Annotated in this window: 21 protein-coding genes; 4 read left to right on the top strand and 17 right to left on the bottom strand. The window is 34.8% G+C overall.

Annotated features, from left to right (window positions below; genetic code table 11):
• Positions 1-405: 405 nt before the first annotated feature.
• Complete coding sequence (locus MHI02_RS07185; protein WP_341165790.1) at positions 406-1,455, bottom strand: cytochrome c class I; 1,050 nt, start codon at positions 1,453-1,455, stop codon at positions 406-408.
• Entirely contained in the window at positions 1,455-2,798 is a 1,344-nt protein-coding gene (locus tag MHI02_RS07190; protein WP_341165791.1) for a c-type cytochrome, read from the bottom strand. The genes MHI02_RS07185 and MHI02_RS07190 overlap by 1 nt, the downstream gene beginning before the upstream one ends.
• 349 nt (positions 2,799-3,147) lie before the next feature.
• Between MHI02_RS07190 and MHI02_RS07195 the strand changes: the two genes are divergently transcribed.
• Genes MHI02_RS07195 through MHI02_RS07205 form a run of 3 tightly spaced genes read left to right on the top strand, consistent with a single transcriptional unit; the run spans position 3,148 to position 5,805 of the window.
• A complete protein-coding gene (locus tag MHI02_RS07195) occupies positions 3,148-3,822 on the top strand; it encodes a response regulator transcription factor (protein ID WP_341165792.1) in 675 nt (224 codons plus the stop codon).
• Between the two features lies 1 nt (position 3,823).
• Positions 3,824-5,236 carry a sensor histidine kinase gene (locus MHI02_RS07200; protein ID WP_341165793.1) on the top strand — a complete coding sequence of 471 codons (1,413 nt, stop codon included), beginning with the start codon at positions 3,824-3,826 and terminating at the stop codon, positions 5,234-5,236.
• A gap of 2 nt (positions 5,237-5,238) precedes the next feature.
• The gene (locus MHI02_RS07205; protein ID WP_047185287.1) at positions 5,239-5,805 is read left to right on the top strand and encodes an SCO family protein; all 567 of its coding nucleotides are present in this window, start codon (positions 5,239-5,241) and stop codon (positions 5,803-5,805) included.
• 170 nt (positions 5,806-5,975) lie between these two features.
• Here the strand turns inward: MHI02_RS07205 and MHI02_RS07210 are convergent, their stop codons facing one another.
• Both MHI02_RS07210 and MHI02_RS07215 read right to left on the bottom strand, forming a co-directional pair.
• Complete coding sequence (locus MHI02_RS07210) at positions 5,976-7,385, bottom strand: ISLre2 family transposase (protein WP_341165774.1); 1,410 nt, start codon at positions 7,383-7,385, stop codon at positions 5,976-5,978.
• A gap of 1,015 nt (positions 7,386-8,400) precedes the next feature.
• Positions 8,401-10,116, bottom strand: coding sequence for an IS1634 family transposase (locus tag MHI02_RS07215; RefSeq protein ID WP_047184088.1), 1,716 nt, complete (start codon positions 10,114-10,116; stop codon positions 8,401-8,403).
• Positions 10,117-10,428: 312 nt separating this feature from the next.
• On the opposite strand from MHI02_RS07215, the gene MHI02_RS07220 reads away from it, so the two are divergent.
• Complete coding sequence (locus tag MHI02_RS07220; protein WP_341165794.1) at positions 10,429-10,779, top strand: transposase; 351 nt, start codon at positions 10,429-10,431, stop codon at positions 10,777-10,779.
• 181 nt (positions 10,780-10,960) lie between these two features.
• Here MHI02_RS07220 and MHI02_RS07225 read toward each other — a convergent pair whose 3' ends face one another.
• The 13 genes from MHI02_RS07225 to MHI02_RS07285 form a co-directional block, all read right to left on the bottom strand.
• Positions 10,961-11,878 (bottom strand): conjugal transfer protein, encoded by a 918-nt coding sequence (locus tag MHI02_RS07225; protein ID WP_047185288.1) that lies wholly within the window; start codon positions 11,876-11,878, stop codon positions 10,961-10,963.
• Between the two features lie 15 nt (positions 11,879-11,893).
• Positions 11,894-12,904 (bottom strand): bifunctional lytic transglycosylase/C40 family peptidase, encoded by a 1,011-nt coding sequence (locus MHI02_RS07230; protein WP_341166103.1) that lies wholly within the window; start codon positions 12,902-12,904, stop codon positions 11,894-11,896.
• Positions 12,905-12,909: 5 nt separating this feature from the next.
• Complete coding sequence (locus MHI02_RS07235; protein WP_341165795.1) at positions 12,910-15,087, bottom strand: CD3337/EF1877 family mobilome membrane protein; 2,178 nt, start codon at positions 15,085-15,087, stop codon at positions 12,910-12,912.
• 4 nt (positions 15,088-15,091) lie between these two features.
• The gene (gene tcpF / locus MHI02_RS07240) at positions 15,092-17,539 is read right to left on the bottom strand and encodes a conjugal transfer ATPase TcpF (protein ID WP_341165796.1); all 2,448 of its coding nucleotides are present in this window, start codon (positions 17,537-17,539) and stop codon (positions 15,092-15,094) included.
• Positions 17,523-17,915, bottom strand: coding sequence for a conjugal transfer protein (locus MHI02_RS07245; protein WP_341165797.1), 393 nt, complete (start codon positions 17,913-17,915; stop codon positions 17,523-17,525). The genes tcpF and MHI02_RS07245 overlap by 17 nt, the downstream gene beginning before the upstream one ends.
• A gap of 71 nt (positions 17,916-17,986) precedes the next feature.
• A complete protein-coding gene (locus tag MHI02_RS07250) occupies positions 17,987-18,487 on the bottom strand; it encodes an antirestriction protein ArdA (protein WP_341165798.1) in 501 nt (166 codons plus the stop codon).
• A 192-nt stretch (positions 18,488-18,679) separates the two neighbouring features.
• The gene (locus MHI02_RS07255) at positions 18,680-19,213 is read right to left on the bottom strand and encodes a dihydrofolate reductase family protein (RefSeq protein ID WP_341165799.1); all 534 of its coding nucleotides are present in this window, start codon (positions 19,211-19,213) and stop codon (positions 18,680-18,682) included.
• A 120-nt stretch (positions 19,214-19,333) separates the two neighbouring features.
• The gene (locus MHI02_RS07260) at positions 19,334-19,555 is read right to left on the bottom strand and encodes a hypothetical protein (protein WP_047185293.1); all 222 of its coding nucleotides are present in this window, start codon (positions 19,553-19,555) and stop codon (positions 19,334-19,336) included.
• Positions 19,556-19,681: 126 nt separating this feature from the next.
• Complete coding sequence (mobT, locus tag MHI02_RS07265; RefSeq protein WP_341165800.1) at positions 19,682-20,869, bottom strand: MobT family relaxase; 1,188 nt, start codon at positions 20,867-20,869, stop codon at positions 19,682-19,684.
• A gap of 188 nt (positions 20,870-21,057) precedes the next feature.
• A complete protein-coding gene (locus MHI02_RS07270; protein WP_341165801.1) occupies positions 21,058-21,483 on the bottom strand; it encodes a hypothetical protein in 426 nt (141 codons plus the stop codon).
• Positions 21,484-21,526: 43 nt separating this feature from the next.
• Entirely contained in the window at positions 21,527-22,873 is a 1,347-nt protein-coding gene (locus MHI02_RS07275) for an FtsK/SpoIIIE domain-containing protein (RefSeq protein WP_047185295.1), read from the bottom strand.
• A complete protein-coding gene (locus MHI02_RS07280; RefSeq protein WP_047185296.1) occupies positions 22,873-23,253 on the bottom strand; it encodes a YdcP family protein in 381 nt (126 codons plus the stop codon). The genes MHI02_RS07275 and MHI02_RS07280 overlap by 1 nt, the downstream gene beginning before the upstream one ends.
• Before the next feature lie 13 nt (positions 23,254-23,266).
• Positions 23,267-23,581, bottom strand: coding sequence for a YdcP family protein (locus MHI02_RS07285; protein WP_341165802.1), 315 nt, complete (start codon positions 23,579-23,581; stop codon positions 23,267-23,269).
• Between the last annotated feature and the right edge of the window lie 32 nt (positions 23,582-23,613).

Here is a 23,613-nt window from a genome sequence, read left to right on the forward strand (position 1 = left end):
TTTTTTAAGTCTAAAGGAAGTGTTGCCATTTGATTCTCTTACAATTACAAGTACCTTCTTTGTTCAATTAATAATAACTTTTCACCTCCATAAAACTCATTAGTAAAATAATACATTATGTGTGTGAAGTTATTGTGAGGTTATTTCGAACTTTTCCTTACAACAAAACTTTAATGATATTTAATTAGTTTTTTGAATAAAAAGAAGAAAATAAAACATGAGGATGGTAAACAGAAAAATGAATTGGCCTATTTTTGAAGAGGCCTATCATTAAAAGGAGACATGATGCGGTACTAATCTACATTAAAATTCGCTAACAATGTGTTGGGCTTAAAAGTTTATTGAACATTATGTGTGGTAAATAAAGAGAAGTGAATTTGTCACTTCTCTTTATTCAATTAGTTCTTATTCTATTGTTTCTTTTTTCACTTGAGTTGTTTGCGGAACTTCGTCTTTATACGGTTTTACATATGTTTCTCTTAACTCATGCCGCATCCATCCCATTAACCCCAATACAAAAACAAAAGTAGCAAGAGACATCATAAAATACTTTCGTTGATCATGTTTCATAAGCAAGTAGAGAAAAAATAATAATAACATGGTAAATAAAATAGATGCCATCAAAAGTCCTGTTAGTAGCAAATCTTCTCCCATATAAAGCAAGCGAATTTCAGGTTCAAAATTCATTAATAACCAAAATCCTGTAAAAAATTGTAAAGCAGTCGTACCAATCATTACTTGTAGACCTAATCTTTTCCCTTGCTTTTTCATTGCTTCATCAGTTTTGTCTTTTGAGCCAGCCTTTTGTAAACGATTATTCCAAAAATACAGATAAAATCCTGCAATTGCAAAGCTTGCTAATATAAAGTGAAAGTAGCGTTGCCAAATTTGAGGATAATAAATTAAACTATGGAAAAAACCTTTTGATCCTTCCCACATATCAGGATATAGCATTGAAACAACGGTGACAATAAAAATAAGTGGAACAAATAGAAGTAGCAAACTTCCCATTGTACCAAATAATACGTGAATACGTTTTTTTCGAATATGTTGCATCTTATCCCAAGTAAATTTATATGCGTATAACATTAAAAAGGCAACAATTAGAATAATCAGTAACGATAACCACGACTTTCCTATCAGAATCATCGCTGGATAAAAATATTGCGTATAAATAACACTAATTAACAATAAAGGAGCGATTCCCAAGACGACAGCAATACTTTTTAATACAGAAGTGTGATGTGCTAATTGAGACGCTAGAAGATCATCTTCTTTTCTCCCAGAGCGGATTCCTTTTATTTCTTGAAATACTGCCATTGCTGATGAACCAACTGTTATATTTACAAATAGTATGTGAAGCAAAAAACTAACGACAATTAATATTTCAAAAAAACCTATACTTCCTGGGATAACAAGATCCAAATCCTTAGGCACTATTGATTGTAAAACCATCATGATTCCTCCCCTGATGTTGTTTCTTGCTTTTCTTTCTTACCTTCATTCGATACCTTTTGTAGGTAATGTGCTAAAGCTTCTCGTTCTTCATCAGTTCCTACAAACGGAGGCATAAAAGGTCTTGTTTCATGTAAAGTTTCAATATATTGGGCAATGTTTTCTTCCGTCCAACCATTTAAACGATTAGAGAACGCACGTTTTTCACGCCAACCATCAATGGTATGACAGGATAGGCATTGCCCTTTATAAATTTCTTCTCCCGCCTCATATATATTTTCTTCTGTCACTTCGTTGACAGCTGCAAAAGTAGAGTTCTTTAAGTAACCTTCTTTATTGTATTTTTCTGCATCTTTTTCTATAACGCCATTTGCATACATATAATCATAGATAATATAAGGTTTACGAACTGATTCACGAACCATTTCAAATTCTGCTATAAAACCCATGGATGAAAAGAATATCGTTATAGCTAAGATGATAGATACTTTGTCTGGTCTCCCAATTATCCAGATACCAAATATAACAAAAGCAAATAATCCTGAATAATTAATAAACATAAAAACTTCTTTTGACATTCCTGTTGACCAGAGAACTTGATTGTATGCTTCATCAGGAATTGTGATTAAATACCATAGACCTGATATTAATAGTAAAGGTAAACAAATATTGTATATTTTTCCAAATAATAAAAATGCATCTTGTTTTAACTTTTCTGGTTTAATAAATAGTCTGACAAATATGGATACTAATGAAACTGCTAAGACCAATGCAAGAAAAGTTCGAAAGGCTAGAGATGGAAGATATGGTGGGCTAATAAAAGCATACCAAAAGGATATATCTTCTGACCATCCAGGAGTTAACTTAGCTGTAAGTATACCTGTAATAATCATTGCCGTTAACCATCCGAAAATGACCAATACAATTCCAATTCGATTATGAATATATTGTTTTACACCTGTCCATTTATCCCAAGTATAAAAATAAATTAATAGTAGTATTACTTCTCCAACAAAAACAAGCCATTCTACAAACCATGGTATAAAGAATATACGCAGTAATGAGCCGATAGAATCTGGTTGAATAATCGTTGTACTAACCCATATTCCAACACCTGTAATTGCCCCAACTGTTGTTGTTATAATTAAAATCCACTTACTAAATTTTCTAGCTAAATTAATTAGCCCATCATTTTTATTTTTAATCCCTACGTACTCCATTGAAACCATTAAAGCTGTTGCTCCAATAGCCACACCGTGACTAACAATTACGTGTACAATTGCGATGATTGCGATGACTGTACCGTTACCCAACCATGGAAACTCCACAACTGGAAAATTCATTTCCATTACCTCCTAGTATGTGTTTTTTCATTTAAACTCTTAAAACAGCAATACTTTATTTTATATAAAAATAGATTAATTTTTATCCTCCTTTCAATGCAGTTACAATCGTTAATCTGTTGTTACTATAGAAAAATAGTACACTATATGTATGAATTCATTGTGAGGTTATTTCGAAAATACAGTTACAAGTATCGTGTTCTAATCTAGTTTAAAGATTTTAATAAAATTCTCTGTATGAAGCCAATTAAGTATTGAGTTTTTATGGACAAACATCTTATTTCACACATAATTCACATTTTTCTTCTATAATTAAAATACATATTCATTGTTGAAATGAGGTAATGGTATGAATCAAAAAATCATTATGGTAATAGATGATGAGGAACAAATGAGGAAAATGATACGAACGTTTTTAGAGAAAGATGGGTATACGGTTGTTGAAGCAACAAATGGTTCTCATGCACTCTCTTTAATAGACAAAACTAAACCAGATTTATTGCTAGTTGACGTCATGATGCCCTTTATGGACGGCTTCACATTTGCTCAAGAAGTCAAGCGCCTATCATCCTTACCTCTTATTTTTTTATCAGCAAAAGGGGAAGAATGGGATAAAGTCCATGGTCTAAAGTTAGGAGGAGATGATTATATAGTAAAACCTTTTCTCCCTGGAGAACTTCTTGCTAGAATTGAATCCGTTCTAAGACGAACATATGGTAAAAAAAATGAATCTGATGTTTTAATAGTAGGTCCACTTTTAATTGATTATGAATCTTATCAAGTAAGAATAAATGATACGTTACTCTCATTAACACGAAAAGAATTTGGATTACTAAATATTCTTGCGGAAAATAGTGGTCGCGTATACTCTAGAGAACAATTATTACATCTCGTCTGGGGTGATGACCACAAAAGTAGCCGTAGAACAGTGGACACTCATATTAAGACATTACGATTAAAAATGGGAGACCATGGAAATTTGATTGAAACTGTTTGGGGGATTGGTTATAAATTTGAGGTGTAAAATGAAAAATCTAACATTTAATAAAAAAATATTACTCATCATCATTTTTAGTATTAGTTTTTCTGTTCTATTTTCTTTTTTATTTATTCATTACTTATATTCTAAATTATATGTTTCAAGTATTGAGGACTCCATCGTTCACCAAGGGAAACGCACAGCTTCACATTATCATTATGGAGAATTAAGTGATGAAATTATTGAAAAAATCCAATGGTATAATGTTGTTTCCGAATATGAAATCATCGTTGTTGATGATTTGGATGATTTGTCTTCATACTTTCCTTATAAAGTAAATTATGAAAATCTTATTAATTCACACGATCAGTCTGAATTAGAGCAAGGAAAATATGTAAAAAAAGAAGGATTTGTCGAAGAACTAAATCGAGAGATATTAGGAGCAATTTTTCCGATTAAAGGCAATCAAGGACTCATTGGGTTTATATATATCTATGTTCCACTTGAAGCTATTCAAGATGTATTTAGTGATAGTATTCCTATATTACTTGTCGTTGGCTCATTGTTTTTTTGCATCTTCTTTTTGATAATTACTCTTATCTGGAAATCCATGTTCAAACCTCTCCAAGAGTTACAACGACTATCAGATCAAGTTTCAATAGGGAACTATTCTAATATCATACAAACAGATCGCCAAGATGAAATTGGTCAATTAATTAAAGCCTTCAACCAAATGTGTTTATCATTAGGACAAATGGAAGAACGTAAAAGAGAGTTCACCTCAAACATTGTACATGAACTGCGTACTCCTCTTACGTATATTGGTGGTTATACCGAGGCTTTGAAACAAAAAATATATACTTCGCCTGAAGAAGCGAATAATTATTTAACAACGATACAAAAAGAAACGGAACGGTTAAGTAAATTGATTAATGATCTCGTTGATTTGAACTATTTGCAGGAAAACTCCTATTCAACAAACATGCAACCAATTGCAGTCGCACAAGTATTATTAGATACAATTGATTTGTTCGAGATTCTCCTAAAAGAAAAAAAATTACACATAAAACTTAGTATTGAAGAGGATCTTATTGTATTAGGTGATTCACAACGAATTCACCAAGTGTTCTATAACATCATCGATAATGCTATTAAATATTCGTTACCAATGGGTATCATTTCGATTAAATTAAAGAAAGTAAACAGGGCAGTACAATTTCAAATTAACAACGATGGAGTAGGAATTCCAAAAGAAGATATTGAGCGAATCGGAGAGCGTTTTTTCAGAACGGATAAAGCTAGAAATCGTACAACTGGAGGAACAGGATTAGGATTATCTATAGTAAAGGAAATTATTCGATTACATGAAGGGAAATTTACTATTTCAAGTACTCAATCAACGGGGACAACTGTTACAATACAATTGCCTTATCTAGACATAGAAGGAGTGGAAATATAGTCATGAAGATTCGATATATCATCTATTCTCTTGTCTGTCTATTAATTTTATCAGCTTGTAGTGCGAATCAACCTACTGGGAATAAAATTGATCCATTTTCATTTATAGATCAAAATGAGAAACCATTTGGAACAGACGATTTAAATGGAACCGTTTGGGTAGCCAGCTTTATTTTTACGAATTGTGAAACAGTTTGCCCTCCTATGATGTTTGAAATGGCATCCCTACAAAAAGAAATGGCAGAAAATGACTTAAACGTAGAGTTTGTCTCATTCACCGTAGACCCTAATCTTGATACACCAGATGTATTAAGAGAATATATACAGAAATTCACGAATCATGAAACAAATTGGCATATATTGACAGGGTACTCTCAAGATACAATTGAAGAATTTGCAAGAGAACAATTTCAAACGATTGTTCAAAAACCTGATACTTCTAATCAGGTCATCCATGGAACGAATTTTTACTTAGTAGATGATCAAGGTTATGTCATAAACGAATATAATTATACGGATGAATCTCATGTAGAAGAAATAATAAAAGAAGTAAAAGAAATTTACAAATAAAATATTGCGACTGTATGTGTCAAGTTTTTCTCGGTGTGTCTTTCACACCAATATCTTCGGCACTCTATTTTTGTACACTTTTTCGGCTACCGCGCGACCTCCGTCGCTTGCTGTCCCCAATTTTTAGGTAACGTTCTAAAAACCAAGAACCTTACCTAAAAATCAGGGAGTTAACTAAAACTTTTTATTAACTGTCCAATAGCTGATGAATGAGCTGTATTTAGGCTTATTTTGCCTTGTTTTACTCCTATTGATGGTTGTGTCACCTGGCGTAGGAATTCTGTCATACGAACCGTCTTTTTCACGTCACGCTGCTTTCTAACACTTCGTTTTTGATCCTTCAGATATACAGATCGTAATGTTTTATTTAGAATCCCTTGCTTAATTTTCACCATTGCTTCACTACCTTCTGAACTCCAATGCATTCCACGCTTTTTCATTCGGAATGAAATATGGCGTTGGTTGGATTCCATTGCGCCCATGCCTCTTGCGTCTTTAGGTGGATTCTCAACTTTCTTTCTCCAATCAAAAATCCGATCCCAATTACCGCCAATATATTTACGAAAAACCTCTGCTTTTTCCAGTTGTTTATCCGTTTCTAAAGTACTCTCAAATGTATCCATCCAACGTGTAAAATCATCAAGATTGTGCTCTTTGATTGCCTTTTGTACACCATCCTTAAACTGGCTCTTTTTAGCTCCAAAAGTTCGGTTCAACGCCTTGGAAATATGAAAGGAATCCAATTGATTTAAAACTGGATATTCGGACTGTGAGAAAGCTTCTTGAAAACGTTCTGCAGTATAGCCTTGGCCACCATCACTATTCGTAACCACTTGAGTCTTTTCTAAGGAATAATGATTAGCCGTATACGCTTGGACTTCTTTCCAAAAATCATTCGTTGGTTTGGTTGTCATGATGACCTGTGGATTCTTTAGTGAAATGCGCTTTCCATTTCTACACCAACCTTCGTGGAGTACCGCATGATGGACTTCGTGACTTGTCTTTTTCTTTGTTCCACGCACAAATACACCATCTGCCTCGGCAAATAAAAAGTCTAATTCTTCTCCTTTTGGTAAATAGGCAGCCTCCTCTAATTCAACTAACATTTCCTCATCGGCTTTTGCTTGTGCTTCTCCTACACGTTTCACTATACTTCCCACAGTTGTGTGACTTAGGTTTACGGCAGTCCATTCCCTTAATATACGTGCCGTTTCTCGATACGTACTCTCACTAGCCAACTCTGCCACTTTTACTTCAACCAAAGGACTGTGTCGTTGGTACTTTCTAAATCCAATCCACTCATCAAAGGGATAATGTGCCTTCCCATTCTCATCGTGCATTAATGTATGAGTAAAACGAACCGCCCCAAAGATAAACTGAATCGTCTTTTCATCCTCTCGTTCCACTGTCCAACCCTTACTTTGCAATTCTCTTTTAATTGTTTGATTAAGCTGTGTAAAAACGTTACCCATCAGTGTTGTAAGAAGATCATATAAACATATTTGAACTTGTTCCTCAAAGTCAATTAAATTATTTGTACCCTTTAATAAATCACTTATTTTTGATATAATTGTATTCATGAAAAGGCCTCTTTCTAATGTATTTGCCTGGTAGCATACATTAATGATAGAGTGCCTTTTCTTTTTTTTCTAGAATTTAGTTTCAAATCCTCGAGAACTATTTTACACATAGATTGCGACTAAACCTAATATAAATGAAAAGGATAAAAAATTAAAATCCCAAAAATATAACGGAAATTATTTATATTTTAAAATTAAATAGTCAGAAAGTATTTAAATTTACTTCTCTACTACATTGACCTCTTGATATGTCAACGGATTAAAGTATATTTATTTCGTAATATAATGTATTCAAATGTTAGTTGAAAGCATTGGTTTATGAGGATCCCAATAACTTATCATAATTTAATATAAATGTGTTTCCGATTACTTATATTATATATAGTGGTAAACCTACGACAAGTTTTCTTATATTTAATAACGGCACTTACTTAAGTGTAGATACTTTTTACAAATTATTCAAAATACATTTTGTTATAAATTGTTAGAATTATAGCAAATTCACCAAAATGTAACATTTATTTGTTTTATCTTAAATTTATCAATGTATAATAATAGTTAGAGAAATGCATACTTCTCTTTCGGAGGTGAGTAATTCAATTTATTCGCCTCTTCTTCTCTTCTCAATATTCAATATATGATATTTTATATGAGCACAAATAAAAGACCGCCCTTGAGCGGTCTTTGTTATGCTAAGAATGAAGGTATAGGCACTTCATATGGCTCCTAACAAATATTCAAACAAAAATTACTCCTGTGATTGTACCACATTTATGTTCAAGAATAGTCGCAATAGTTCTCTTTAAAATTGTTTTTCCTTCTCCATTTACTCATCTCTTTTTGATAAATTAATTGTAGTAATGTAAAATAAGCAGAGAATATGATTATGAGAAGGTTTTATAAAACATGTGTATAAACTAGAATAAATGAAACCCTCATGTTTGACACTAAAAATCGCCAAAAACACTGCTAAATCAATGTTTATGGCGATTTTTTTAAGGCATAAAACTGCGTACTATTTTTCCCTTTTGGTTTGTTTAAAAATTTTTTTCATATTTTTTTGAGTAACTATTTCGTAGTCAGTTCTAAAGCCAAATGCATCATGTAATGCATCCGTAATTTCTGTTCGAGTATATACAGGTATGTATCCTTCTCCATCCAATTCTAGCATGTTCATATTTCTTAACGTACTAATTAATTCAGGACATGTAAATCTTTCATCCAACTTTTTTTCTAGAATGCGATAGATCAATAAGGACAAAAAGCATGTTAGAAAATGTGCCTTTATTCGGGTTTCTCTTTGCAAGTAAACTGGTCGAGCCTGGAATTCACTTTTTAGTATTCGGAATGTCTCCTCAATCTCCCATCGCCCATGATTTATCTTAATTATTTCCTCAATAGTTGATTCTAGATTGGTACATACGGCATAAAATCCATCATACATGGATTCGTTATCAATCTGTTTCTGATTCAGAGTTGCTTGCGTCTTATCCGCAATTTCACCATTGTCTGTTACATGTGTCGCTTTAATGAATCTCTTTGGGTCATTCTGATTATGTTTATTCAACGAGCTTGGATTTTCCATCTTTTTCTTCGCTCGTTCAACTTGTTTAGCTCGAATGGATGATTGATAACGCTGATAAACAGGGGAGTAGGTGACAATTAACTTTTGTTCTAGATCATTTTCCTTGATCCAACGCTCTTTGTAGTACGTTCTCTGGTCATTTTCGAGATTGCGAATGTCATTCAAATTTATCTTTTTATTACTTCCTGGTATTCGCCACCCTTCAGGATCCAGAGACCATTCCTTCAAAAATTTCTTCAGTTTTTTGATAGACTGCGTAGTTACAAAGGCGCGTTTTCCTCGAGTATTATATATCCGATTCTTATTTGAAGATAGACCGGCATCTGTACATACAACAAATTTTGAAAGGTTAAAGTCCTTTAAAATACGACGTTCCAACGGTTTCAAGGTTGTTTGTTCATTTCTATTTCCAGGTGTCATACTAAAAGCAAGTGGAAGGCCTGACCCATCCATGAACAGTCCCATTTGAACAATTGGGTTGGGGCGATTTTCTTTAGAAACTCCATATTGTTTTAAACCGTCTTCTTCTTCGATTTCAAAGAAAAAGTTTGTGCAGTCATAATATAGAATCTGTGTGTTTCTATCCACTACATTTAGACTGTTTTTATACACCATTTCCTCTATGTAATCTGATTGCTCGGCGAGGACACCAAGTGCCCGATAAATTTGATGTGACTGAAAATGTGCAGGTTCAAGTAAGTCTTTCGAATGTTCAAACGTTCCTTTTTTAGAGGTCGGATGTAGAATCCGTAAATAAAGAAGGCGCGAAAGTATTTCATTCAGATCATATTTGAATTCATACTCCTGAGATATCTTCTGGCAAATTTTATCCAGTTTTAACCCATGGTAAATAGATTGTAAAAAGAGGTAACCAGCATTAAATAGCGTCTGTTTATTCAATGGTATTTGCTTGGCAGGACTGTATTTGGTGACGATTTTATAGTTTCGTTCCTTTTCTTCCAGTGTTAACTTTTTAGCGTATTCTTTTGCCCAGGTATAGGGATCCACACCAGGATGCTTTTCTAAAATTTCTTTGTCATTTCCCAAGGCTTCAACAACTTTGGTTGTCCTTTTATTGCCCCGATAAATATCTTTAATTACAAAATAAGACTTGGAATTTTTAGAACGACTCACTTTAATACGCATAAAATTACCCCCAAAGCAGCTAATGTTACCTTAATTATAGTATATTACGAAATGTTACGCAATAAAATTATGAAAAATTTGACAAAAAAATAAAGCCGTACCAAGGCTTTTGCGCGTTTTTTTTATTTTAGGGTGTCAAACTCCCGAATATGATTATGAGAAGGTTTTATAAAACATGTGTATAAACTAGAATAAATGAAACCCCTATTAACCTATTGCTAGTAATATTAGAAAATGTTGTTCATCCATTTTAGACAAATGTAGGAGGGGAGAAAGCAGAAGTATACCAATCTACAATAGGAAGGTAGATAGATGAAAAATCATATTAAAGTAAATGGAAAACTACTTCAATCCAATAAGCGTTTCTCACAATTGAAACAAAGCCAAAAGAATTGGATTGCAATAGAACTTAATAAACTTTATCACAGTAAAATGAAAGAAAGGCGTACCACAAGAAAACTTCCTTCTACTCACCGTGATGAAGTTATTTCATCTCTGTATGAAAAAATTCAAGAAAGAGAAATTTGGATTTCCTACAATGAAGTTGAAAAGTATGCGTTTAGTAAAATCGCAAAAATAGTAAATTCTTTTAGAAAACAGTATCCAGCATTGTATACGGAAATTGAAGAAGAACATATAAAGATAAAAAATAAAAATAAGTGATTTATTCGTTATTCTATCTATTCAATGAGGGACAATTCTTTGGTGGTAAACCCGGTGCTAATTAAAATAAAGAAAAAAATCATCACTTGCTTAATTCTTGCCAAGTGATGATTTTTAATAATGTAAAATAATATTTCAACAGAAAGAATTTTATAACTAGAAAGAACTTTTTTCTCTTTAATCATTTAGATGCTACAATCATCCAGTTCGTATCTTTTTCTAACTTAAGTATATATTGCGAAAACTGTGTGGCATTCGTTGTTTCATCAATATATTTAACTGTAGCCCATACTTTTATTTGATCATCTACTGTCTGAAATACGGGATTAACTAACTCGGAAAATAAATAATCCTTATCAATTGGAGGTAAGGCATTATTTTTTACATAATATGCAAGTTCTTTATCCGTCGCAGTTGGATAGAACGCAAAGAAAGTCTCCAAAAACTCTGTTACTTCCTGTGTAGTATCAGAATCAACCGTTCCATTACTTTCAGGTTGTGGTGGCTCATAATCTGATTTTTTCGGTGGACTCCATAAGGTAGGGTTTTGTGTAATGACTAAGTTTCCAGTACTATCTTGATGCAACAAAATTCGATAATTGGAACGTATCATTTGGCTATTTTTATCTTCTGTAATTTTTTGGTCTACCGAATATACAACCACATAATGATCATCTTTTTCTGGTGTCACAGACCAGATATCAATACCAGTCACACTCGAACTAGTCGGGATATCGTTTCTTACAGTATCTACATTTAAAGCTTGTAGTTCTTCTGTCAAGTAGTCATTAATCTTTTTTGCTCGTTGTTCAATAGAATCTTTTTCATTTTGCCATGTGTAGTAATCTTTCACAAAGTTTTTCGTAAAGGTTTCTATCGCATTTGTATCTACAATCTTTGTTTCAATGATTTCTCTTTCGTGAACGGTATGTCGGTCAATCGCCGTAAAGTTTTTATATATCCCAAAGGCAAGACTCCCAATGAGGACTAACCATAAAATAGTCACTGACTTTTTTCGTGTTCCTATTGCCCGTACTTTCAACGTTGTAGCTTTTGTTTCTTTCGGTTGTCTGTTTTGTTTTTTAAATAATCCTTTCATTTGAACCAGCCCTTTCTATTGTTTAATCCGTCCAGCTCCAATGAGGTGCTTTTGCCAGTAAGAAGACTTTAAATCGGCATAACCAATCGGATCACCAGCGTTATACATCTGATTATTTCCTACAAATATACCAACATGGGTAACATACGTTCCAGAGTTATACGTGGAATGAAAGAACACTAAATCCCCCGGTTTTGCTTCTGAAAGAGGAATATGTTCGGTCACGTCATATTGCTGTTGCGCCGTTCGAGGTAAATGAATGCCAGCTTTCCGATAACTCCATTGTGTTAATCCACTACAATCAAAAGAAGTGTTCGGATTGTCTCCCCCAAACCGATACGGATATCCCTCATACTTTAAGGCTTCATTCATGACCATCTGAACCATTTCATCATCAAATTGAGGGGAAATGAAATACTGACTCACTAAATCAACATAAAACATGTTGCCGTAAAGATAACGCCAGCCCCCATTTTTCTTTACGGCTATTGGATTGGAGTAAGTAGTTTTGCTACCGCCCGAACGTTCCTTCGCAAAGCTTTCAGCTAGTTCAAAAGAGTAAGAGTTTCCTCGTTTTGCAACATAATCAATAAAAGCACCGCCATAATTGTAAGCCTGAATGACTGTATTCTCATCGACACCATTTGTTTTTGCGGAACGTAATAAATCCGCAAAATATTTGACACCTTGCTGAATGGATGCTTCGGTATCCAATGTGTTAGGTGGTAATCCCAACGATTCACTACTCTGCATTACATCTTGTAACTTGCCGCCGCTTTCCACTTCGATAATGGCAAGTAGTGTTGAAACATACTCAAGAATCCCATATTCTTTCGCATATTTTTCTACCATTGCTTGATGTTTTAACACATCTGCGGATACTGATATACCGCCTACATCATGCATGAAATGACCACCATCTGATGAATGTTTTTCATTCGATATAAAAATAGCTACAAATGCTAATAGCCCAAACAACGCAAGAAAGCCTAATCCCCCAACAATGAACATGATCTTTAATTTCATGACTTTCATCGGCGTTTCCTCTTAACTGCATGGATTGGACGCTTATTCATGTGTTTTCGATTTGCACGTTTCAACGGCTTAGAAGGACGCTTGATGATTGTCCGACTACTTTTTGGTCGAGAACGTTCTTCATTGGGAGATCGGTTTCCTTTTTTAACAGGTTGTTTGGGATTATCAGTAAAATGTTCTTTTCTGTCTGGATTCGATAACTGCCGTTGTAACTTGAATTGCTTTCTATGCTCGCTTTTTGTGACAGGTCTTGTCTTTTCTTTTTGTTGAACAGTTGTTTTCATTAATCTTTCCTGATATAACAATTCATTGCCTTTTTGTGTGAGTGGTCGTTTAGGACTGACAAATTCCCGAGAAGGAGTACGTTTTTTATCCAAAGCTTGTCGCCTATCTGCAATGGTTTGACGATGTTTTGCTTCACGTTCTTTATTTACTTGCTGTCTTTTTTCCTTTGCTTGTTTTATCCCTTCTTTAAAATCACGAGAAGGTTTTGTAAGTTGTTCTTTTCCTTTCATGACCGCATATTGAGCAGTAGTAGGTAAATCATGTAGCTGATCTTTACGATACTTAATATTTGCACGCAACTGCTTTTTCGCACCAAGTACTTTTCCTGTGACTTGACCTACTTTTTGGCTCAAAGAGATTGGTTTTGTATTTGCATTTGAGCGTTCTTTGTTATTTTTTGTAGTCGATGTTAGCCGTTGCAATGGACGTAGTGAAGAGGACGAACCTTTTGCTTGTTTTGATTTCCCGACCATTGCTCCGATCGTTGCTCCAGCTGTTGTCCCCGCAAGGGTACGTCCAATTGTTCGCTGTAATCGGCGACTACCCCGGTTAAACATTCGGTATGGACGACGCATGACTTGACGTCCAACTTGTTGCGAATCATTGCTTTGCAGTTTGAACATGCTCATAATGTCACCAAGCTTCATGTAAATGCCCGCAAATGTCACAATCTGTAAGAAGGCAATCAAGAAAAATGGATAACTCGTTGTTAAACTGTAAAGCATGGAAGAAATACTGAAAGCAACAGTAATGATTAATGTAATCCCAGCACGAAGCATAATCACATTAAACAATTTCATAATCGCCTGTTTTCCCATGTTTTCAAAGGTAGGTATCATGGACAATAAAAAACTGATAGGTAGAAACATGGCATAGATAATAAACAGAATTTGTGAGAAAATCATAATTCCCGATAAAAGAAACACAAAAATGGAAATTCCGATATTAAATAGAAATAAAAAGAAGACCATTCCTAAACGTGTAGTGGTCTTCGTAATCGTTAAATTTTTATTGTCGTGATCTTCAATTTCTGTTTTGACGGCATCTTCCCGATCTTTTCCGTTATTGGCATCTGGACTAGTGGAAACTAAGGCTTCGACACGTTCTTCGCCAATCGTCTCTTTATCTGAATCACCAAATTGTAATAATAACCATGGTTGTTCCACTTGAATAGAAAAAAGGTTATTCCGTATCATATCCACACTATCTTTCCCTTGACTTGTCGAGTTCGGCATCAAAATTTTGGTTCCTAAGTCCAAACTTGCTTGACTAATATCTGCTGAAAAATCATTGATTTTACTGATATATGTTGGAGCGTAGGCAATAAAGGAGGCAGACAAAATAAACACAACTAAAAAATTGAGAATCGCTCGAATGGCTTTTGTCGTTTCCCGTTTCATTAATCCTGTATAGGCCACGTAAATCCCGATTACTAAAATAAAGATAAGCAGGAAGCCCACATAAAACCCCGAACTGCTAAAACCACTGGCGGTGATTCCAGCTAATGTTTGCATATTCTTCCCGATGGCATCCGCTGTTTGTGAAATGAAATCCAATGAATAGGCTTGTTGGATTAAGTAGCCTGTCGCATTTGATAAATATAGGCTAATAATCCAAATAAAATTGGTGATTGTATATAGGCCATACATCACTTGTTTTCCGATGCCATCATTCCAGTTCCACGGGAGCCAATCCCAACCCGTATCCACGTAAAAATCGAGTTGGTAATGGTCAAGGGCATATTTAGAATACAAATTGTCTTCCGATACCGTATCATCCACTAAACCAGCAGCTTGTGCAAATGTTCCAAGTAAAAGAAGACAAAGAAAAACGGCGGCACCAATGAGTACCACCGTTAGGACGATCTTCTTTATTTTTTGTTTGTTCATTTTGTCACCTCGTTTCCTTTACAGGTGGTCGCGTATCGAAAGCATGGAATAAATCTTCAAAGACAGGGTGAACTTGAATAATTCCGACACGCCCATATAAATCCTGCATCAAACATTGTCCATTCTCCAGTTCCCGTAGGCGCCTTTGATTTCCCTCATCTTCTTTATCCACTCCAAAGAATTCAAGTGTCTTTTTAATTTCATTGATATCTCTGGATCGAAAAGCAAACTTCACACCGATATTATTCTTCAATTTTTCATCGGTTAAATCATCCGCATTCTGAGTGACAAAGTACACGCCAGCATTCATGGCACGTCCTGCACGAACCAATTTATTGGAAAGTGTTTTCCCTTGTGCAACTTGTAGGAAGCTCCAAGCTTCATCCAAATCAACAATTTTAAATATACTGCGGTCAGAATGAATAAAATCTAATGCGAACGTAGAGATAACAATTAACAACGCAACACTAAGCAGTTCCATCGTTGTATATTCTTCAAAACTCGTTTCTGCATCTGGTAACACTAAATCTGCCACTTGAATAATGTTTAACTGTTTTTCTAAACTAATCGAGTTTTTCACCGTTCCATCTGAAAACAGAAGGTGAGCAAAATCATAATCTGTAAAACTTTCAATATGATCTGCAATCGGTCCAGCTAATGGATTCGGATCACTTCTAAGTTCCTGGATAACAAGAAGTAACCCACGTTCCTCTTGTTGACTGACCGCACGAATTGCGCGTCGTAATACAGGAAATTTTTCTCCATCTCGACTCGATATACCTGTGAGAAAGGTAAGAATATCAATCGCAAGACTTTCCGAATCCTTTTTCTTTTTCATAATGACAAAAGGATCAAGTAATCCTTTGTTGGAATCATCACTTGTTAAATTTACAATATTGATCTCATGAGCAATTTCAGGCAACGTTTCTTTCCAGTTTCCCCGTTCTGCCTTTGGATCAACAATGAGTGCTTGTCCTCCAAAAAGAACCGCATAATAGACTAGTAGATTGTTGGAAAAAGATTTCCCACCACCAAGTGAACCTAAGAAAGCAGAAGCTAAGGCATTTGTGACCGAACCTTTAACCCCTTGACTAGCTAAGCTAGGGTTGAGATAGACATTTCTTCCCGTATCCAAGTTATAGCCAAAATAAATCCCTTCTGTTTCACCAAGCATTTGTGTAGCCCCAAATCCAAGCCCAGCTAAAAAGTCGGATGTAACGTACTGAATGTAATCATTCATATAGCGTTTGCTGGCTGGAATAAATTCACTGTGTAAACCGATCATATCTCCAAATGGACGAACAAGTTTTACGTTTAAATCATCATAAAAATCTTTTACCTCATTACAACGCTGTTTAAGTTCGTCCGAATTAGAAGCAGAAACTCGAATAACATAGCTTAATTTATACATCGATTCTTTCGTTTGGTCGAGCACATCTTCTAATTCATTCACTTGTTCTAATGCGTCGATGACATTGCTTCCTGTTTCGTTATCGGATTCCCAGGCATGGTTATCTAAATCCTTTAACTCCTTTTTCTTATTCCGCACCGTAGACAAGGCTTTTTTATTGGTGACTATTTCTACATTCATGGACGTATCAATCGGAAAAGTGAATTGTTGTTGTTGATAATAAAAGATTTCATCGGATGGAAACTCCAAATCACCTACAATCGAATTAATCGTAAAATAAGCAACGTACGTTGTCTGTTCTTCCTGTACAATTTTTAAATAACGTTGGTTTTCCTCAATCAAACAACGAGTCGGTTTGACCAAGTCATAACGCTTTACTAACGTTTCCTTTTTCAACTTCTTTAGAGGGAGAGGATAATCATATTCCTCATAAGCAATGTCTGATTGTCCATGAAGATGTTCAATTAGGTAGCCAAAATCATTTTTATTTAAAGGGCGGATCTTAAAACGTCTAGCTATTTTGTTTTGTAATAAAGATTCCATTTTAGAGAAACGTCTCATTTCATCATAAGGCATGGAAACAAAATCTCCCATCAGGTGATGGTTCACATCACGGACAAAAGAAGATAGTGAATTTTTTATTGATTTCCCAATCGATTTTAAACTGACTTCTTCTTCATTCAAAAGCAGTTTAAAACCGATAAAGAAACGGTAATCGACTTGATGTTCCCCAATCATCGAAACAAGTGCTTCTGTTTGGTCATCAATCCGTTCATAAGCAACTTTTTGTAATCGTCCTGTGACTAACTCTTTACTTCGTTCTTGTACCGAGCGAATACTACTCGCGGTACTAATCTGCAGTGCATGAATTTTGCCATCTTGATTTTGTGCAATTAATTGACGGAAGTGGTCATGTACTTGTATTTTTTCATCTGATGAAAGGAACGAATAGTTATATGGTAACAGCTCATAATAGGCGAAACATTCTCCATCATGGTTAAAGACGAGATTATTTTCCATATATTTAATCGGATAACGCATGGACTTCACTCCTCACAGTAGTAATAGCTTCATTAAACTTCATGCGTTGTAGTTTGATAGGTTTTCCCGCATAGGTCACTTTAGGTCGGGACCAATAAGTCAATACGGACTTGAGAAAGCTATACGGTTTTTTGCCGTCAAATGTTTTCTGACTCATAAACCAAGTCAAACCAACTGGTATTCCGACATATTTTAATAACGCCCCATTAATCAAAGAAAGGGGAGGGAAATTCCCTAGTAACATTACGATCAAAAGAGAGAGTACAAACCATGACATTTGGTTGAATGTGACGGGAAAAGGTAAACGAAAATCATTAATGGCATAAATCACTTTTTCTACTGACCAAATACGTGTATAACTTTTTAGTTTTTTCATACGTTCTCCTTTCGAAAAGTGAAACAGCCTGCATATAAACAGACTGTTTCACAGTTTTATAACATATTTCATTACACAAGATATTCAAATACGCCATGTGATGTAACAAGAAAGTTACCGTTTATTTCTAGGTCACGTCCAAAGGCTTCATAATCAATATAGTTTTGTAGATGGGCAGGAACTTCTCCAAGTGCTCCTGTTTCTTCCACAAAATACCTTGCGACATCTGCCATATTCTCACAATCGGGGTAATGCATAATATCGTCTTGATGTTCTAGTAATTCTTCCAAACTATCAAACCAATAGGCTTGAATTTCAGAAAGTTCATGATAGATAGGCGAACCTTCTAATTCTTGCACCATGGCACATAAACGATTGATTTCAGTGATTGGTGTATATTCATCAATCTCAAACGGCAACTCGTAATCATGGATGGCATATTCTTCATATTCGCTATTTAATCCGATACGCTCTTTTACGTCTTCCATATCAATCGGAGGAGTAAACCAAGCGCCTACCAATTCGCCCTCATTGTATTTTCCTAGATTGGCAATGTAAACTTGCATGTCCATTAGTTTTCACATCCTTTTTATTAAAAATGGGCATAAAAAAACAGCTAACTGTTCATAGTAGCTGTTTTCATTTTCGTATTTAAATTTCACTAGAGCCAACAATTAATAAAAATATTTGTTGAATAAGATCTAAGAGATATCTGCGTTAAGCTTGTATTAAACAATCGCGCCCTTTAGTTGAAGAGTGTTCCATTAATTTTTGACATCGTAGTGTAGTTCAACAAATTGATTGAAATTCCTAGTTCCTTTCAACGAAAGATCCAATTGATAATCTCCCTCTTTAAATAATGGAATCCCTTTACCAAGTATTGTTGGAGCAACCGTTAAGATCAGTTCATTAACCAATTTTTCTTGTATAAATGACTGTAACAATTCTCCTCCACCAACAATCCATATGTTCTTTCCTTCTTGATTTTTCAATTTATGAATAAAATTAGTTACATCATCATTAACAAACCTTACATTTTCGGTATCTTCAACAACCGATCTTGTAAACACATAACATTCTTTGTTTTTATATGGGAACTCCTTTATATCTTGCTTCATTATCCAATCGTAAGTTCTTTTGCCCATTAAAACCGTATCGACCGTTTCATAAAACTCTGTAAATCCGTTATCTCCTTCACCTTCAACCTTAAATAACCATTCAAGAGATTCCTCTTTTGTAGCAATATATCCATCCAAACTTGAAGCAATAAATAATACTAAATTACGTTTTTTGCTCATCATTTTTCCCTTTCTTTTATTCCATTAACTGACCCGTTTGTTGAATAAACGACTCTTTTTCTAGTATTAATATTTCATACTATACAATAAACACACATTTTTTTCTATAAATCACATTATCTAAGCTCCAATAATTCTGTTGAATAAGTTTAACAATACATCTTTCACTCCACTCGCATTAAAGACTAATCCCACCGCAATTAAGGCAACAATCAAAAAGCCAATCAGCTTAGAAAATTCACGCTTAAATCCTAAATAAATCCCGATAACAACAATTGCCATCAACACTAACGATTGTGCATTACTTAAAAACCAATTATAGAGATTTTGACCAAAATTCATTGTTTATTTCTCCTTTCATTCTCTAATACTTTGTCACTTGACGCATACATTCGATAACCCATAAAATAACACCGCCCATAATCGTAATAAAAATGTACTTTAATAACTTCATACAATCCCTCCAATCTATCGGTTAATGACTTCTTCTGTCGCAAGTGCTTGTTGCATCAATAATTGTTGGTGACGCTTAGTTAACTTTGCCTGGTCTAACATATCTTTAATCACAGTCGTTTGATTGATTTCATCGAGCTTCGTTGCTAATTTCCAAGTAGGAGCCACTTGTCGAGCCAACCATCTAAGTGTTTTATCAAATGTGTACGGTTCAGGTTTTGTTGTTAAAGTAATTTTTCTACTTACACCTAAATCCAGAAATCGTTTCCATTCTTTATTGATTTTCCAATGACTACGACGCTTTTTCTCATCCTTATCGACAAAACGAATATATCGGTTAATGATGGAAAACGCTGTTCGTCCAGCGTCTTCATAGGTCATTAAATCAACAATCGCGTGATACGCACGATCATTTTTTAAGCGTATTTCAAAGCGATTTTTCACTTTTGTATCTTCTAGTGATGCTCCATGCTTTACGTATTGTTCGTAATCCTTCTCGTAAGCACAGAAATATACGTCACTTTTTAATGAACCAATATATAACGTATTGCCCATATCCCGCTTTTCTTCGCCATGTATCAGTTCACCCGAACGATAGCTTTTAAAACTACGAAAAACAGAGATACATTCTTCATTACGGCATTTGTTAGTCAAAAACGGAATATCTAAGATGCTTATCTTGTCGTTTATCGCGAGGTCAATTCGTTTAAATACGCCACCAACACGAAACACATCCATGAAAAAATCAAACCATGTTCGCTGTTGGGCTAATAAGAAATTTTCAAATTGGCGACATCCTTTTCCTTTCAGTTCCAGTAAACAACCTTTATCTTCATCAGGTGAAACCATGACGACAATATCTCCAAACACATATTGTTCCATGTACGAGTAAAATGCGTAATCCTCATGCATCATATACTCCATTTTAAGTTTCAAAATTTCTTCAATGACAGGCTTCGGATTGGTCGTTAAAAAACGAATCCGTACATAGTCAAACAAAATTTCCAAAGGTGCATCTGGATTAAATTGTTCTAAAACATTGAATAGAGCATTTTTTAATGTTGGAGTCGGAGTTACTTTTCCTGTTTCGATTTCACTGATATATTGTCTAGAAATCCCCACATGTACAGCCAATTTATTTTGTGATACGCCATATTCCACTCGTCTTTCCTTTAAACGTTGATACCAAGGCACTTGATTCATGTGCATTCCTCCAAACTAAAAAAAGATGTCAACTTTTTCGTTTGAGTTGACATCTTTGTGATATCCTTTAAACTATTGTGCCTACAGGTGTTAAGGCACTTCTCGGACAGTTTCCTATTGCTTTTCTACCCCCCTGTTAGAAACGGGGGGGTAAGGGCAGGGCAAGCCCTGCCCGACAAAGACAGGTTTTACGGTTTGGGACCGTAAAACCCGCCTTTGTCGTCTGTTTTTGATAGCCCTTGTATTCCAGTATAAATCACTACAAAATCAATCTCTGGCTCTATTTGTTCATGCAAAATCACTTCTGATAAAGTATCCTTTTTGAATGAATCCCTATCAAAAATCTGAAAACGGTAATGAATATTCCTGCTGGTAATACTGTGACGACTATCTAACCGCATTCTAAATTTGAACGGTGGCTTTTTTACTTCACGAATAATTTCATCAATCAACTTATCTATTTTCGAGTAAAATCGTGCTTTGGGATTGACAGTAAAGCCTTTGTATCGGTCAATGATGTATTGGTCACAATCTACTGTGAACTGGTCTGTATTTATACAAAGACAAAGGGTACAGTTTTCTGTCGGTGTATGATAGACTTCTAATTTTTTCATAGCCATTCCTCTATTTCTCCATTTCTTTTTTTACTGATGATGTTTACCTTGCTTTTGCAAGTGTTTCAATTGTTTGTAAAAAGTCATGACCTTTAGGGACAAGCGGTGTATAAAATTCAGAAATTACATTATCCCCATTATCAACATACCCTCGGCCTTTAATCTGTTTTAAGAAAAACTGTTTTTGTACGTCCGACCCAAAAACCATCCCGTACCCTAATTCTGACATACGACCTAAAGCAACCCGAAAATTAAATTGATCTCGAATGCCATCTCCAAGATACTTTGCATCTGGTCGTTGACAAGCAAGAATAAGGAAGAATCCAGCTTGACGCCCTAACATGACAATTTGTTTTAGCTTGGTTAATACTGCTGTATTTTCCTTAGAAGCAAGCATTTCCATAAAAGCTACATATTCGTCAAAAACTAAAAAGTGGGGAGATAAGCCTAAATAAGCATAGTTTTCTCCTGTTTTATAATTAGGCATCTGTTTCATTTCTTCACTACGAGCCATCATAGATTCATAAAAATCATTGATACAGGTTATCATATCTTCCTTTTTGTAGTACACATCAGGCATCACAGTAGCTAAGTCCGCTAAATCGGCATTTTTCGGATCTAAAATATACAATTTTGCATCTGTTTTGAGTAGCGCTTCAATCAATGTAAGAATAAAATAACTTTTTCCTCCGCCTGTTCCACCAGCAATTAACATATGCGGCAACTTATCATATTCCCAATAGAGGGATTTCATCAGTTTCAAGCTGCCATTTTGTGCAACAACTTCATCAATCGAAATACGGTTCGCAATCATATCATGGAAAAGGGCATACTCCACATAGGAATCATGTAACTCTTTTGATACCAATTCACAATACAGCCCACTTTCTAATTTGGTGTCTAAATTTAAAAGGGGTTCTTGATATTTACCGAGTGTAATTTCCACTTGAATATACAATAATCCCTTTTCATACCGATAATACATCTTTGGAAAATGGCTGATTTTTTCCTTCGTTTTATTGGATGGAATATCCTTAAAAAAGCCTTCTTGTGTAATTTGTTTTGTTTCATACCATCCGTTCTCCAAAATCATTTTTGCGAGCTTTTGACGGTGAATGACTTGTTTTATTTTGTCATACCGATAGCGATAATAGAGATATGCACATCCAGCAGTTAAGGCAAGACTAATTAACAATGTCACCAATCCATAGGTGCTAATAAAGTGTGCTTGAAAGTCATCCAATTGCCATGTGGTCGAGAGTAAAAAGGGCAGATGAAAAGGGATAAAGGAAACGAGCCATACACCAACCAGCCCAAAGAATACAAATTGAAAAACGAGAGAAGCATCTTTTTCTTTAATGCGTTTCCCTCGTCCTTTGAAAATATTCATTATTTATCCTTATCAGGAGTAAATTTTGAAACATGATTAGTCGATGTTGACGCTTTTCCCTTTAAGACTAAATCATCTGCCTTGATGTACCAATCGACATCAGCACCACGAAAAGTCGCGTTTGCAACGGTATCTGCGACAGGATTAATAAGTTCTACTTCCGCATTATAATCAAAATCTTTTAAGGGAACGGAAGCAGGAATACTCACTTGAATCATACGTCCTTGTTCACGAGACTTTAAGTCATACGTGCGTTCTTTCACTTCATTTGATACCGTACCATCTTCATTTTGAAGAAAGACTTCACGTCGTAATGCCGAAAACTTTAATAAACCAAACGTTTTTTCCTTATCAATGACAATTCCTTGTGCTAATCTCATGTGTTATTCCTCCTTATGCTTTGACCATGTCATCTGCATGTAAGATATATTTTGTAAATCCACGATCACCAATTTTATAACCTTCTGCGGTAATTCTTGCATTCACTAATTTTACTTTTTCCTCATGTTCAAAAAACTTTTCTCCAGCTTCTTGAGGGAGAATCACTTCAATATCATCTGCCCGTTGAATATCGGAATACAGATTATAACTCCTAGAAAGAGTGGTCATACGTCCATTAATTCGTCGCTGTTCGACTTTGCCTTCACCTGCATATTCTAAATTTCCAAATGTTTTTTCCATATTTGGAACAACATGTTTTAATTCCATCATATAAACCTCTTTTCTTGTTTTAATTTTTG

It is taken from the genome of Oceanobacillus sp. FSL K6-0118 (assembly GCF_038006665.1).
Classification (GTDB): Bacteria; Bacillota; Bacilli; order Bacillales; family Amphibacillaceae; genus Oceanobacillus; species Oceanobacillus caeni.